Source organism: Streptomyces sp. NPDC030991, from assembly GCF_055571235.1.
In genome coordinates this window covers 187500-201115 of the sequence record NZ_JBVIFR010000009.1, presented here as the reverse complement: position 1 = coordinate 201115, position 13616 = coordinate 187500, and the positions used below count along the sequence as shown (strand labels likewise).

Sequence of the window (13616 nt, the reverse complement as noted above, 5' to 3'; positions counted from 1 at the left end):
TCTTCCCTGAGCGACGTGGGCCCCACCCGGGACGCCGGGCGGGGCCCACAGCCGTTGCCGCCCCCAGTCGTTTCCGGGGCGGCACGTCACCGGGGCGGCAGCGGGGGCCGCCTGCGGCCCGGCACGTCCGAGTGGTCCGGCGGCTCCTGCGCTCCGCGTTCCTCCAGCAGCTTCAGGGCGAGGCAGACCGCGTCGTCGAGCTGCGCGTACCGCCCCTCCGCCCAGTCGAGCGGGGTGCGCAACGCCTCGATGTCGGGGTCGACGCCCCGGTTCTCGATGGACCAGCCGTACTCGGGGAACCAGGCCGCGTTCATCGGCACCGTGATCACCGTGCCGTCGCCGAGCTTGTGCCGCCCGGTCATGCCGACGACGCCGCCCCAGGTGCGCTGGCCGACGACCGGGCCGAGCCCGAGGAGCTTGAACGCCGCGGTGATCATGTCGCCGTCGGACGAGGTCGCCTCGTCGGCGAGGGCGACGACCGGGCCCCGGGGCGCGTTGGAGGCGTAGGAGACCGCCTGGGCGTTGCGGGTCAGGTCCCAGCCGATGATCTTCCGGGTGAGCTTCTCGACGACCAGCTCGCTGATGTGGCCGCCCGCGTTGCCGCGTACGTCGACGATGAGCGCGGGCCGGGAGACCTCCATGCGCAGGTCCCGGTTGAACTGCGCCCAGCCGGATCCGCCCATGTCGGGGATGTGCAGGTAGCCGCACCGGCCGTCGCTCAGCTCGCGTACCACCGCCCGGCGTTTGGCCACCCAGTCCTGGTAGCGCAGCGGCCGCTCGTCGACGAGGGGGACCACCGCGACGCGGCGCGCGCGGCCCCCGCCCTCGGCGCGGGTGAAGGTCAGCTCGACGGTGGTGCCGCCCGCGCCGGCGAGCAGCGGGAACGGGCCGGTGACGGGGTCGACCGGGCGGCCGTCGACGTGGGTGAGGACCGCGCCCTCGCGGATGCCGGTGCCGGCCAGCGGGGAGCGGGCCTTGGAGTCGGAGGACTCGCCGGGCAGGATCCGGGCGACCATCCACCGGCCGTCCCGGCAGACGAGGTTGGCGCCGAGCAGGCCCTGGGCGCGCTGGTAGTGGGCCGGGCCCTCGTTGCGGCGGGCCGCGGAGACGTAGGCGTGCGAGGTGCCCAGCTCGCCGAGGACCTCGCGCAGCAGGTCGGCGAACTCGTCGGGGGAGGCGACTCGTTCGACCAGCGGACGGTACTGGTCGAGCACCCCGGACCAGTCGATGCCGCACATGTCGGGTTCCCAGAAGTACGCGCGGATGATGCGGCCCGCTTCTTCGAAGGCGCCGCGCCACTCGGCGGCCGGGTCGACCTCGTGCAGGATGCGGCGCAGGTCGATCCAGACGGTGCTGTCGTTGTCGCCGGCCTCGGTGGAGGGGACGGCGCGCAGCTCGCCCTCGTCGCCGACGACGAGCCGGGAGCCGTCGCCGCTGACCGCGAACCAGTCCATGTGGTCGACGAGCTGGGTCTTCTTGCACTTGGCGAGGGAGAAGTGTTCGAGGGTGGGCTGGGATGAGGTGTCGGCGGGGTTGGCGAACGTCTCGCCGAGCGCGCCCGAGATCGGCCAGCGCAGCCAGACCAGGCCGCCGCCGGAGACGGGGTGCAGCCCCGAGTACTTGGAGGCCGCGACGGGGAAGGGGACCACACGGTTCGCGAGGCCCTCGATCTCCACGGTCGGCGCGGCCTGGGTGAGACCCGAGCCGGTCTCCTCGACGGGGTCGAGTCCGCCGGCCGCCGTGCGTCCGTCGGGGGAGAGCGCGAAGGGCGAGGCCGTGGCCGACGACAGCGGTACGAGGTAGGGGCGGCAGCCGAGCGGGAACGACAGGTCGCCGGTGTGCACGTCGTAGACCGGGTCGAAGCCGCGCCACGACAGGAACGCCAGGTAGCGGCCGTCGCGGGTGAAGACCGGGTTCTCGTCCTCGAAGCGGCCGTTGGTGACGTCGACGATCGTGCGGTCCTTGATGCGGGCCATCTTGATCTGCCGCAGGGAGCGGCCGATGCCCGGGTGCGACCAGGTCAGCCAGGCGCCGTCGGGGGAGAAGGCGAGATCGCGGACGGGGCCGTTGGTCGACCGGATCAGCTCGGTGACCTCGCACCCGGGCTCCTCGGCCGCCGCGTCGGCGGCCTCCGCCCCCGGCACGGTGACGAGCAGCAGGCGGCCGTCGTTCGAGGCGATGGCGAGGCGCTCGCCGTCGGGGTCGCTGACCAGTTCCTGTACGCGGCCCAGATCGCCGCAGTCGAGGCGGCGCGGGGCGCGGTCGCCCGCGGCGCGCGGCAGATAGGCGATCTCGACGGCGTCGTCCCCGGCGGCGTCGGTGACGTAGGCGACCTGGGCGCCGGAGCCGAGCATCTCGGGCAGCCGGACGCGTACGCCCGGGGAGTCGGTGATGGTGCGGGCCGGGCCGTCGCGGTGGGTCAGCCAGTACAGGCTGCCGCGGACGACGACCGCGCTGGCCCGGCCTGTCTCGTCCACGGACAGGGCGTCGACGTGACGGGCGGCCGGTACCTGGTAGGCGCGGCGCCCGGCGCGCGGGCCGCCGAGCCGGACGTGCAGCCTGCGCGGCACGGAGTCGGGGCCGAGCGAGTCGAGGAGCCACAGCTCGCCCGCGCACTGGTAGACGACGCGGGCGCCGTCGGACGAGGCGTGCCGGGCGTAGAAGGCGTCGTGGTCGGTGTGCCGGATCAGGTCCGAGCCGTCGGGCAGGCACGAGTACACGTTGCCGATGCCCTCGTGGTCGGAGAGGAAGGCGATGCGGCCGTCCACGAACATCGGGGCGTCGAGGTGCCCGTCCAGGTCGGGCAGGATGCGCTGCCCGTGCACCCAGAGCCGGCCCTGGGCGCCGCCCCGGTACCGCTTCCAGGCGGCCGGCTCGTGCGGTGGCGTACCGGTGAGGAGCAGGGTCCGCCGCTCCCCTTCGATGTCGGCGATCTGGATGTCGGAGACCGGCCCCCAGGGCAGTTTGCCGCCGGGGGAGCCGTCGGTGGGGACGCGGTAGGCGAAGGTGAAGTAGGAGAACGGTTCGCCGTGCGAGGCCACCGCGAGGATGTCGCCGTCCGGGGTCCAGCCGCGTACCTGGGTGTCGATGCTGCCCCAGTAGGTGAGGCGGCGCGCACCGCCGCCGTCCACCGGGACCAGCTGGATCTCCGGGTCGAGGCTGCGCCATGTCGTGTACGCGATCCGCGTGCCGTCGGGGGAGAACCGCGGATGGCTGACCTTGGTGCGGTCGACGGTGATCCGCCAGGCCCGCGCCGAGCCGTCGAGCGGCGCGACCCACAGGTCGTCCTCGACGACGAAGCACAGTCGCTCGCCGCTCACGTGCGGGAACCTCAGGTACGCCTCGGCTGCTTCTTCTGTCACCTCCCCATGCTTTTCCGCGGCGGGGCCCCCGGCAACCGGGCGCCACGGACGGGTGTGGCGCACCCCACGTACGAAACGGTTTCGTTTCGTTAGTTGGCGGGGTAGGTTCAGGGCGTACGAGATCCGAGGAGAGGTGACGATCATGGTCGCGGAAGCAACGGTGCGCCGCAGCCGGATCACCCCCGAGCGCGAGGCCGAGCTGTACGGGGCCGTGCTCGATCTGCTCCGCGAGGTGGGGTACGACGCCCTGACGATGGACGCCGTGGCCGCCCGCACCCGGGCCAGCAAGGCGACGCTCTACCGTCAGTGGGGCGGCAAGGCCGAGCTCGTCGTCAAGGCGCTGCGGCACCAGAAGCCGCGCTTCGACGAGATCGACACCGGCTCGCTCCGCGGTGACCTGCACGCGATGGCGCTCCGGGACGACGACTGTCACATGGAGCAGAACAGCGCGCTGATGCGCGGCCTGATGGTGGCCGTGCACGCCAACCCCGATCTGCTGGAAGCCTTCCGGGAGTGGATCGTCGCCCCCGAGCTGTCGGGGCTCGACCGGCTGCTGGAGAGAGCCGTGGAGCGCGGCGAGATCCGGGCCGGCAACCCGGCGCTCGGCTATGTGATCCACATGCTGATCGGCGCGTTCGCCACCCGCACCCTCATCGACGAGAAGCCGCCCACCCGGGCCTACCTCGCCTCGTACATCGACGCTGTCGTCCTCCCCGCCCTCAGCGCCTGATCCTCCCCGCACCTGACGCGACCGCTCACGTCGTCGGGCTGATCCGCCCTGCCCACCTCACGACCTGACCGGAGTACGCCTTCGTGGCCACCTTCCTCTACAAGCTCGGCAAACTCGCCTTTCGCCGACGGCACTTCGTCGCCCTGATCTGGGTGGCGCTGCTGACGCTCGCGGGCGTCGGCGCCGCCACCGCGCCCACCGCCGCCTCCAGCTCCTTCTCCATACCCGGCACGGAGGCCCAGAAGGCCTTCGACCTCCTCGACCAGCGCTTCCCCGGCTCCGCCGCGGACGGTGCGACCGCCCGCGTCGTCTTCAAGGCCCCGGCCGGCGAGAAGCTGACCGACGCCGCGAACAAGGCGGACGTCCAGGACACCGTCGCCGCCCTCAAGTCCAGCTCGAAGCAGGTCGCCTCCGTCGCCGACCCGTACGCCGCGAAGACCGTCAGCAAGAACGGCACGATCGCCTACACCTCGGCGACGTACAAGGTCTCCTCGATGGAGCTGACCGACGACGACAGGGACGCCCTCCAGAAGGTCATCGACCAGGCCAAGGAGACCGGGCTGACCGTCGAGGTCGGCGGTGACGCGCTCCAGGCCATGCCCGAGACCGGCGCCACCGAGGTCATCGGCATCGCGATCGCGGCCGTGGTCCTCGTCATCACCTTCGGCTCGCTGCTCGCGGCCGGGCTGCCGCTGCTGACCGCGCTGATCGGCGTCGGCATCGGCGTCTCGTCGATCACCGCGCTCGCCAACGCGCTCGACCTCGGCACCACCACCTCCACCCTGGCCATGATGATCGGCCTCGCGGTCGGCATCGACTACGCCCTCTTCATCGTCTCCCGCTACCGCGCCGAACTGGCCGAGGGCCGCGAACGCGAGGAGGCCGCCGGACGGGCCGTCGGCACCGCGGGCTCGGCCGTCGTCTTCGCCGGGCTGACCGTCGTCATCGCGCTGGTCGGCCTCGCCGTCGTCAACATCCCGATGCTGACGAAGATGGGCATCGCCGCGGCCGGCACCGTCGCCATCGCCGTCCTCATCGCGCTCACCCTGATCCCGGCGCTGCTCGGCTACGCGGGCAAGCGCGTCCACGGCCGCAAGGCCCGTAAGGCGCAGGCGGCCGAGAAGCCCGCCGAGCCCAAGGTCAACATGGGCACCCGCTGGGCCCGCTTCGTGCTGCGCCGCCCGGTCATGGTCCTCGTCGCCGGAGTCATCGGACTCGGCGCGATGGCCGTCCCGGTCGCCTCGCTGGAGCTCGGCCTGCCCGACGACGGCGTCCAGCCCACGGACACCACCCAGCGCAAGGCCTACGACCTGCTCTCCGAGGGCTTCGGCCCCGGCTTCAACGGCCCGCTCATGACCGTCGTCGACGCCAAGGGCACGGACGACCCGAAGGACGCTGTCGCCGAGGTCGTCGCCACGATCAAGAAGACGGACGGCGTCGCCGCCGTCACCCCGGCCACCTTCAACAAGGCCGGCGACACCGCGATCATCAATGTCGTCTCCACGTACAAGCCGTCCTCCGTCGAGACCGAGGACGTCGTCCACGCGATTCGCGACGCGGGCAAGGACATCAAGGCCGACACCGGCGCCGAGCTCGCGGTCACCGGCTCCACGGCCATGAACATCGACGTCTCGCAGAAGCTCAACGACGCGCTCGTGCCCTACCTGGCACTCGTCGTCGGCCTGGCGTTCCTGCTCCTGATGGTCGTCTTCCGCTCGATCCTCGTCCCGCTCAAGGCGGCCCTCGGCTTCCTGCTCTCGGTGCTCGCCGCGCTCGGCGCCGTCGTCGCCGTCTTCCAGTGGGGCTGGCTCGGCGCGCTCTTCGGCGTGGACCAGACGACCCCGATCATGTCGATGATGCCGATCTTCATGGTGGGCGTGGTCTTCGGCCTCGCGATGGACTACGAGGTCTTCCTCGTGACCCGCATGCGCGAGGCGTACGTCCACGGGGAGCGGCCCGCGCAGGCCATCGTCACCGGGTTCCGGCACGGGGCCCGGGTGGTCACGGCCGCGGCGATCATCATGATCGCGGTGTTCTCGGGCTTCATCGGCTCCTCCGAGCAGATGGTCAAGATGATCGGCTTCGGCCTCGCGATCGCCGTCTTCTTCGACGCGTTCGTGGTCCGCATGGCGATCGTGCCCGCGGTGCTCGCGCTGCTCGGCAAGCGGGCCTGGTGGCTGCCGAAGTGGCTGGACCGCGCGCTGCCCAACGTGGATGTCGAGGGCGAGGGCCTGAACGCCGCCGAGGCGGCCGGGCGCTCCGAGAAGGACCGGGAGTTCGCCTCCGTCTGACCGATCCGGTGAGCGCCCGTCCCCTCAGGGCGTGACCGGTGCCGGGGTGACGGCCGTGTACGTACGACGCAGGAAGCGGATCAGCGCTTTGACGTCGAACTGCACGACCGTCACCCCGTTCGGCTGTCCGGGGGCGTGCGCGTGGAACTCGATGACCGCCTGCACCCGCCCGCACGGCCAGATCCGGATGGAGTCCCCGGTGACGGGGGCCCGCAGACCGCTCTCCAGCAGCTCGCGGGGGAAGACCCACTCGCCGGCGTCCGGGAGGGTGACGCGGACCCGGCCGTCGTAGCGCAGCACGACCGGTACGGCCCGGTGCGCGTCGGGGGAGTCGGTGACGACATGCGCCCGGGCGTACTGCTCGACGTACTGCTCGGAGACGGTCATGTCATCCAATGTCGCATATGTCGGAGTGTACGGCCCAGAGTTAGTTGGGGATGAGACGCTCTTGCAAGGCGTTCGCAACAAACCACTATCATCGAACGGTTAACCAGCTGCCCGAGCGCCGGAGTGCCCTGCCATGCATGTACCCGACGGATTCATCAACGCCCCCGTCTCGGCGGCCGCCGGTGTCGTCGCCGCGGGCGCCGTCGCCGTCAGCCTGCGCGGGGCCCGCCGTGAACTGGACGAACGCACGGCCCCGCTCGCCGGTCTGGTCGCGGCGTTCATCTTCGCCGTGCAGATGCTCAACTTCCCCGTCGCGGCGGGGACCAGCGGCCACCTCCTCGGCGGTGCGCTGGCCGCGATACTCGTGGGCCCCTACACCGGGGTCCTGTGCGTCTCCGTGGTCCTCCTCATGCAGGGCGTGCTCTTCGCGGACGGCGGCCTGACCGCGCTCGGCGTGAACATCACCGACATGGCCATCACCACCACCGTCGTCTCCTACCTCGTCTTCCGCGGCCTGGTGAAGGTGCTGCCCCGCGGGCGCCGCTCGATCACCGTCGCCTCCTTCGTCGCCGCCGTGCTCTCCGTCCCGGCCGCCGCGACCGTCTTCACCCTCATCTACGCCCTCGGGGGCACGACCGACGTCTCCCTCACCAAGGTCGCCACCGCGATGATCGGCGTGCACGTCCTCATCGGCATCGGCGAGGCCGCGATCACCGCGCTCACCGTCGGCGCCGTCGTCGCCGTCCGCCCCGACCTCGTGTACGGCGCCCGGGGCCTGAGCCGGCCGCTCAAGCTGAAGGTCGCCGGCGAACTGGTCGACGCCCCCGCCGCCGAGCCCGCCCCGGTGGCGGCCCGCTCGCACCGCACCATCTGGATCACCGGCCTCGTCACCTCCCTGGTCCTCGCCGGGATCGTCTCCTTCTACGCCTCGGCCGACCCCGACGGGCTGGAGAAGGTCGCCCACGACAAGGGCATCGACCAGAAGGCCGAGGAGCACGCCGCCGCCGACTCGCCGCTCGCCGACTACGGCGTCAAGGACATCACCGACGCCCGCCTCTCCGGCGGCCTCGCCGGGATCATCGGCGTCGGCGTGACCGTCGTCGCCGGATCCGGGATCTTCTGGTCGCTGCGCAGGCGGCGCAGCGACGGCGCGGCCTCCACCGAGGTCACCGCGCGCGAGAGCGTCTGACATGGGCGCCGGACACGCGCACCGGCTCTACCGCGCCGGGCAGTCGCCCGTGCACGCACTGCCGCCCCACACCAAACTCGCCGCCGTCTTCTGCTTCGTCGTGGTCGTCGTCTCCACACCCCGCGAGGCGATGTGGGCGTTCGCGCTGTACGCGGTCCTCCTCGCGACCGTCGCCCACACGGCGCGCGTCCCGGCCGGCTACCTGCTGAAGCGGCTGCTCATCGAGGTCCCCTTCGTCGCCTTCGCGGTCCTCATGCCGTTCGTCGCGGAGGGCGAGCGGGTCCAGGTGCTCGGGCTCTCACTGAGCGAGAGCGGGCTGTGGGGCGCGTGGAACGTGCTGGCCAAGGGCACCCTCGGCGTCGCCGCCTCGGTCCTCCTCGCCTCCACCACGGAGCTGCGGGAACTGCTGCTCGGACTCCAGCGGCTCAAGCTGCCGCCCCTGCTGGTGCAGATCGCGTCCTTCATGATCCGCTACGGCGATGTCATCACGGACGAGATGCGGCGCATGAAGATCGCGCGGGAGTCGCGCGGCTTCGAGGCCAGGGGCGTACGGCAGTGGGGGGTACTCGCCACATCGGCGGGGGCGCTGTTCATCCGCTCCTACGAGCGGGGCGAGCGCGTGCATCTGGCGATGGTCAGCCGGGGGTACGCGGGCTCCATGCCGGTGATCGACGAGGTGACGGCCTCCCGGACGCAGTGGACGTCCGCGCTGGCCCTGCCGGGTGCGGCGCTCGTGGTGTGTCTGCTGGGATGGACCCTGTGACAGCTTCAGCTTCTTTGGACGTGTCGGGCCTCGCCTTCGCCTATCCCGACGGGCACCAGGCCCTCTTCGGCGTCGATCTGACCATCGGCAAGGGCGAGCGGGTCGCCCTGCTCGGCCCGAACGGCGCGGGCAAGACGACCCTCGTCCTGCACCTGAACGGCATCCTGACCGGCGGCGCGGGCACCGTCACCGTCGCCGGGCTGCCCGTCGGCAAGCGGAACATGGCGGAGATCCGGCGGAAGGTCGGCATCGTCTTCCAGGACCCGGACGACCAGCTGTTCATGCCGACGGTCCGCGAGGACGTCGCGTTCGGCCCGGCCGCCGCGGGCATGAAGGGCGCCGAGCTGGAGGCGCGGGTCCGCACGGCGCTCGCGGCCGTCGGCATGGAGGAGTACGCGGACCGGCCCCCGCACCACCTCTCCTTCGGCCAGCGCCGCCGGGTGGCGGTCGCCACGGTCCTCGCGATGGAGCCGGAGATCCTCGTCCTGGACGAGCCGTCCTCCAACCTCGACCCCGCCTCGCGCCGCGAACTCGCCGACATCCTGCGCTCGCTGGACGTGACGGTCCTCATGGTCACCCACGACCTGCCCTACGCCCTGGAGCTCTGCCCGAGAGCGGTGATCCTCAGCGAGGGCGTCATCGCGGCGGACGGCGCGACCGGCGACCTCCTCCTGGACGAGGACCTGATGCGGGCGCACCGCCTGGAGCTGCCGTTCGGCTTCGACCCGAAGTCCGTCGCGGGCCAGGCGGGTTGAGCCCGGCAGCGGCCCGGCCCATCACCACGGGCCGCCTCGACCTCCTGCCGCTGGAGGCAGCCCACGCGGCGGAGATGGCCGGGGTGCTCTCCGACCCGGCGCTGCACGCCTTCACCGGCGGCGCCCCGCACACCCCGCGCTCCCTGCGAGCCCGCTACGAGCGCCTGACCGCGGGCTCCCCCGACCCGGACGTCACCTGGCTGAACTGGGTGGTCCGGCTGCGCGCCGAGAACTGCCTGACCGGAACCGTGCAGGCGACGGTGCGGGGCCCGCTCGCCGAGGTCGCCTGGGTGGTGGGCACCCCCTGGCAGGGCAGGGGCATCGCCGGGGAGGCGGCTCGGGCGCTCGTCGACCGGCTCGCGGCGATGCAGGTGCGCACGGTGATCGCGCATGTGCACCCCGACCATCACGCGTCCGCCGCCGTGGCCAGGGCCGCGGGGCTCACCCCGACCGGCCTGCGTCACGAGGGCGAGATCCGCTGGAGCCGCGGCTTCGATGCCTGAATCTCCCGGCCCGAACGGAATCAACCGGCATCGTTGCCTGTTGCACCGACCGTGGATACAGCTGTGAACGGGACGACCGACCCCGGATTCGAAGGCGTCAGGTCGGCCTTCGCCCAGAACTTCGAGGAGCGCGGCGAGCGGGGCGCGGGCGTCGTCGTCTACCGGCACGGTCACAAGGTCGTCGATCTGTACGCGGGGACGCGCGACGTGGACGGCGAGGCACCGTGGACCCCCGGCACCGCACAGATCCTGCGGTCCGCCACCAAGGGCCTGGCCGCCGCCGCCCTGCTCCTGCTCCACCAGCGCGGAGAGCTCGACCTGGACGCGCCCGTCGGCGCGTACTGGCCCGAGTTCAAGGCGCACGGCAAGGAGGGTGCGCTCGTCCGGCACGTCCTCGCCCACCGCGTGGGCGTACCCGCCCTGGGCCGGCCGCTGACCCCGGCCGAGGCCGCCGACCCCGGGCGCGGCGCCGCCGCCGTCGCGGCGCAGACCCCGTTCTGGGCGCCCGGCACCGAGCACGGCTACCACGCGCAGACCTACAGCTGGCTCACCGGCGAGCTCGTGCGCCGGACCACCGGACGCTCCCTCGGCGCGTTCGTCGCCGGGGAACTGGCGGGGCCCGCCCGCGCCGACGTGTGGATCGGGCTGCCCGCGGCCCAGGCCCACCGGACCGGCCGCGTCGGCCCCGTCGAGGCCCCGGCCGTGCCCGGCGCCCCGCGCTCCCGCCCCAAGCGGGCCCTCACCGAGGCGTACACGAACCCGGACTCCCTGACCCGGCGCGCCTTCGACACGATCACCCCGGCGGCCGACGAGAACGACGCCGCCTACCGCGCGGCCGAACTCCCGGGCTCCAACGGCATCGGCACCGCCGACGGCCTGGCCCGCTTCTACGCCGCGCTGATCGGTGAGGTCGAGGGCGGGGAGCGGCTGTTCACGCCCGGGACCGTCCGGCTCGCCCGCACCGAGGCGTCGGCGGGCCCCGACCGCGTCCTCGTCGTGCCGTCCCGGTTCGGCCTCGGCTACATGCTGCACGGCGTCGCCTCGCCGCTTCTGACCCCGCACTCCTTCGGTCACCCGGGCCGCGGCGGCGCCCTCGGCTTCGCGGACCCGGAGTCCGGCATCGCGTTCGGGTACGTCACCAACGGGATGAGCAAGGGCGTCACCGCCGACCCGCGCGCTCAGGCCCTGGTGAGGGCGGTGCGCGCCGCCTTGTCCGACGCCGCCGCCGGGCCCGCCGCGTAACCGCCGCGGCGCCACAGGGGAGCGTAGGAGAGGACCAGCGCCGGCCCGCGTGGAGCGCTCGGCTCCTGGGCGCAGGCCGGCGGCGAGGTCATTCCTGTACGTCCACGAGCGTGGCCCCCGCGTGCGACACCAGGACGTCGGGCTCCATCGGGAAGACGGAGTAGGGGGTGCCGGCCGCCGCCCACACCTCGTCGTGCGCGAGCAGCGAACGGTCCGCGAGGACCCGGGTCTTCGTCACGTGTCCGAAGGGCGGGACGCCGCCGATCGCGTACCCGGTGAACTCCCGCACCACGTCCGCCTTGGCGCGGGTCACCTTCGTCACGCCCAGCTCCTGGCGCACCCGCTCGACATCGACCCGGGACGCGCCGTCCATGAGGACGAGCACCGGCACCCCGTCGGCAGCGAAGATCAAGGACTTGCAGATCTGGCTCAGTTCGCAGCCGATCGCCTCGGCCGCCTCCTGCGCGGTGCGCGTCGCCTCCGGGAAGCGGCGTACCCGGGGCAGGAGTCCGGCCAGACCCATCGCGGTCACGGCCTCGGCGAAACGGGGGTGGGCTGCACTCTCGGCTGTCGTCATGGACGGCACGCTAACGGTCGCTGTACCCGCCACGCGAGCGGGTTGTCCACTTGTCGGTCAGCCGCCGTTCAGCAGCATCTGCCGTACGACCGGACCCGCCGAGTCGCCGCCGTGGCCGCCCTGCTGGACCACCGCGGCCGACGCGAGGTCACCGCGCCAGGCCGTGAACCAGCCGTTGGGCTCCTTCTGCCCGTCGACCTCCGCCGAACCCGTCTTCGCGCCCATGTCGGAGCCGAGCCCGGACATCGGCTCCACGGCCGTGCCCGCGACCGCCGTGTAGTGCATCAACTCCCGCAGATCCGCGGCCGTCCCGGCGGACAGGGTCCTGGCGGCCTTCGCCAGGGCGCGGTGGTCGACGTCGGGCGAGACCAGATAGGGCTGGTGGAAGGTGCCGGACTTCACGGTCGCCGCGACCGACGCCATGTTCAGCGGGTTCATCCGCACCGCGCCCTGCCCGATCAGCGAGGCCGCCATCTGCGCGTCCGACTGCACCGGCACGGATCCGTCGAAACTCGGCACGCCGATCGCCCAGTTGTCGAGGCCGAGCCCGAAGACCTGCTGCGCCTGCTTGGTCAGCGAGTCGTCGTCCAGCTTCGGGGCCTGGCTGATGAAGGCGGTGTTGCAGGACGCGGCGAAGCTCGCCTTGAACGTGCCGTCCTTGATCTGGAACTTGTCGTCGTTCTGGAACTTCCAGTGCCCGTACGTGACGTACTTCGGGCACGGGTGCTTCTTGTCGACGCCCGCGAGGCCCTTCTCCAGGAGCAGCGACGAGGTGATGACCTTCATCGTCGAACCGGGCGCGAGTGAGCCCTGGAACGCGGTGTTGAAGCCGGGGCTGGAGTTGGCCACGCCCAGGATCTCGCCGGTCGAGGGCCGCAGCACGACGACCGAGGCCCGCTCGCGCGAGGCGACCTGCTTCTCGGCGGCGGCCTGCACGGACGGGCTGATGGTGGTGCGCACCGTGCCGGGCGTGCCCTCGGAGAGGGTGAGCAGTGTCTTGTCGGGCAGCGCGTTCTTCTCCGCGGCCTCGGCGCCCTTCTTGCCCTTCGCCGGGGACTTGCGGACGACGCGCAGTTCGACGCCGGCCGTGCCGCCCGCCTTCTTGCCGTACTTCTCGCGCAGCCCGTCGATGACGGTGCCGAGCGACGGGTACTTCTTCGCGCTCAGCTCGCCGCCCGCCCGGTCCAACGCCTTGACGGGCGGATCACCGGCCTCCCCGGTGACGAGCCGGTCGCCGTCCTTCAGCTCCGGGTGCACGACGGACGGCGCCCAGCCGACGAGGACCTTGCCGTCGCTCTTGCGGCGCACCGCCTTCAGCGAGGAGTCGTACGCGTACGGCTTGCTGAGCTTCGCCGCGGCGCCCTTCTTCTCGTACGAGACCGTCGACGTGACGTGGAAGGGGACCTCGGCGCCCGCCCGGGCGCCCGAGGCGATCTTCATACCGGTGAGGTGGGCGTCCTCGGCGAGACCGGTGAGCGCGGCTTTCGCGGCGACCGCGTCGTCCGTGTACGCGGCGGCCTTCGCCATGTCGCCGGTCTGCCAGGCGGTGAGGAACCCGTCGGCCGCCGCCCGGACCTCCGCGGCGGCCGGCGGGCCCGTCCTGACGGTGGGCTTGTCGTCCACCGACGCGGAGGAGGCCGTGCCGTGGTCCATCAGGGCGTACGCGCCGACGCCGGCCCCGACGACGGCCACAGCGGCGGCCGCGCCGATCACCAGGGTGTGGGTGTTCCGGCGCTCGGGGGGCCTGCGCCTGCCTCTGGTGCCCAACGTCGTCCTCCGGTGTTCTGCGGGTGGCCCAGATTACGGGGTGCCCCAAG

11 protein-coding genes are annotated in these 13616 nt (G+C 72.4%); 7 read left to right on the top strand and 4 right to left on the bottom strand.

Features of this window, described 5'->3' with window-relative positions:
- Positions 1-86: 86 nt before the first annotated feature.
- The gene (locus ACZ45E_RS19390) at positions 87-3362 is read right to left on the bottom strand and encodes a S41 family peptidase (RefSeq protein ID WP_468222168.1); all 3276 of its coding nucleotides are present in this window, start codon (positions 3360-3362) and stop codon (positions 87-89) included.
- Between the two features lie 142 nt (positions 3363-3504).
- On the opposite strand from ACZ45E_RS19390, the gene ACZ45E_RS19385 reads away from it, so the two are divergent.
- Together ACZ45E_RS19385 and ACZ45E_RS19380 are read left to right on the top strand one after the other, a co-directional pair.
- Entirely contained in the window at positions 3505-4092 is a 588-nt protein-coding gene (locus tag ACZ45E_RS19385; protein ID WP_468222167.1) for a TetR/AcrR family transcriptional regulator, read from the top strand.
- An 83-nt stretch (positions 4093-4175) separates the two neighbouring features.
- Entirely contained in the window at positions 4176-6383 is a 2208-nt protein-coding gene (locus tag ACZ45E_RS19380) for an MMPL family transporter (protein WP_468222166.1), read from the top strand.
- A 24-nt stretch (positions 6384-6407) separates the two neighbouring features.
- Here ACZ45E_RS19380 and ACZ45E_RS19375 read toward each other — a convergent pair whose 3' ends face one another.
- Entirely contained in the window at positions 6408-6770 is a 363-nt protein-coding gene (locus ACZ45E_RS19375; RefSeq protein ID WP_468222165.1) for an SsgA family sporulation/cell division regulator, read from the bottom strand.
- A 133-nt stretch (positions 6771-6903) separates the two neighbouring features.
- On the opposite strand from ACZ45E_RS19375, the gene ACZ45E_RS19370 reads away from it, so the two are divergent.
- From ACZ45E_RS19370 to ACZ45E_RS19350, 5 genes are all read left to right on the top strand, one after another.
- A complete protein-coding gene (locus ACZ45E_RS19370) occupies positions 6904-7959 on the top strand; it encodes an energy-coupling factor ABC transporter permease (RefSeq protein WP_468222163.1) in 1056 nt (351 codons plus the stop codon).
- 1 nt (position 7960) lies between these two features.
- Entirely contained in the window at positions 7961-8722 is a 762-nt protein-coding gene (cbiQ, locus tag ACZ45E_RS19365) for a cobalt ECF transporter T component CbiQ (protein WP_468222162.1), read from the top strand.
- A complete protein-coding gene (locus ACZ45E_RS19360; RefSeq protein WP_468222161.1) occupies positions 8710-9477 on the top strand; it encodes an energy-coupling factor ABC transporter ATP-binding protein in 768 nt (255 codons plus the stop codon). Before cbiQ ends, ACZ45E_RS19360 begins: the two co-directional genes overlap by 13 nt.
- The gene (locus tag ACZ45E_RS19355) at positions 9474-9980 is read left to right on the top strand and encodes a GNAT family N-acetyltransferase (RefSeq protein ID WP_468222159.1); all 507 of its coding nucleotides are present in this window, start codon (positions 9474-9476) and stop codon (positions 9978-9980) included. The genes ACZ45E_RS19360 and ACZ45E_RS19355 overlap by 4 nt, the downstream gene beginning before the upstream one ends.
- Before the next feature lie 63 nt (positions 9981-10043).
- Positions 10044-11222, top strand: coding sequence for a serine hydrolase domain-containing protein (locus ACZ45E_RS19350; RefSeq protein WP_468222158.1), 1179 nt, complete (start codon positions 10044-10046; stop codon positions 11220-11222).
- Between the two features lie 88 nt (positions 11223-11310).
- Here the strand turns inward: ACZ45E_RS19350 and ACZ45E_RS19345 are convergent, their stop codons facing one another.
- A complete protein-coding gene (locus ACZ45E_RS19345; RefSeq protein WP_468222157.1) occupies positions 11311-11799 on the bottom strand; it encodes a YbaK/EbsC family protein in 489 nt (162 codons plus the stop codon).
- A 57-nt stretch (positions 11800-11856) separates the two neighbouring features.
- A complete protein-coding gene (locus ACZ45E_RS19340) occupies positions 11857-13566 on the bottom strand; it encodes a penicillin-binding transpeptidase domain-containing protein (RefSeq protein WP_468222155.1) in 1710 nt (569 codons plus the stop codon).
- Positions 13567-13616 lie beyond the last annotated feature (50 nt).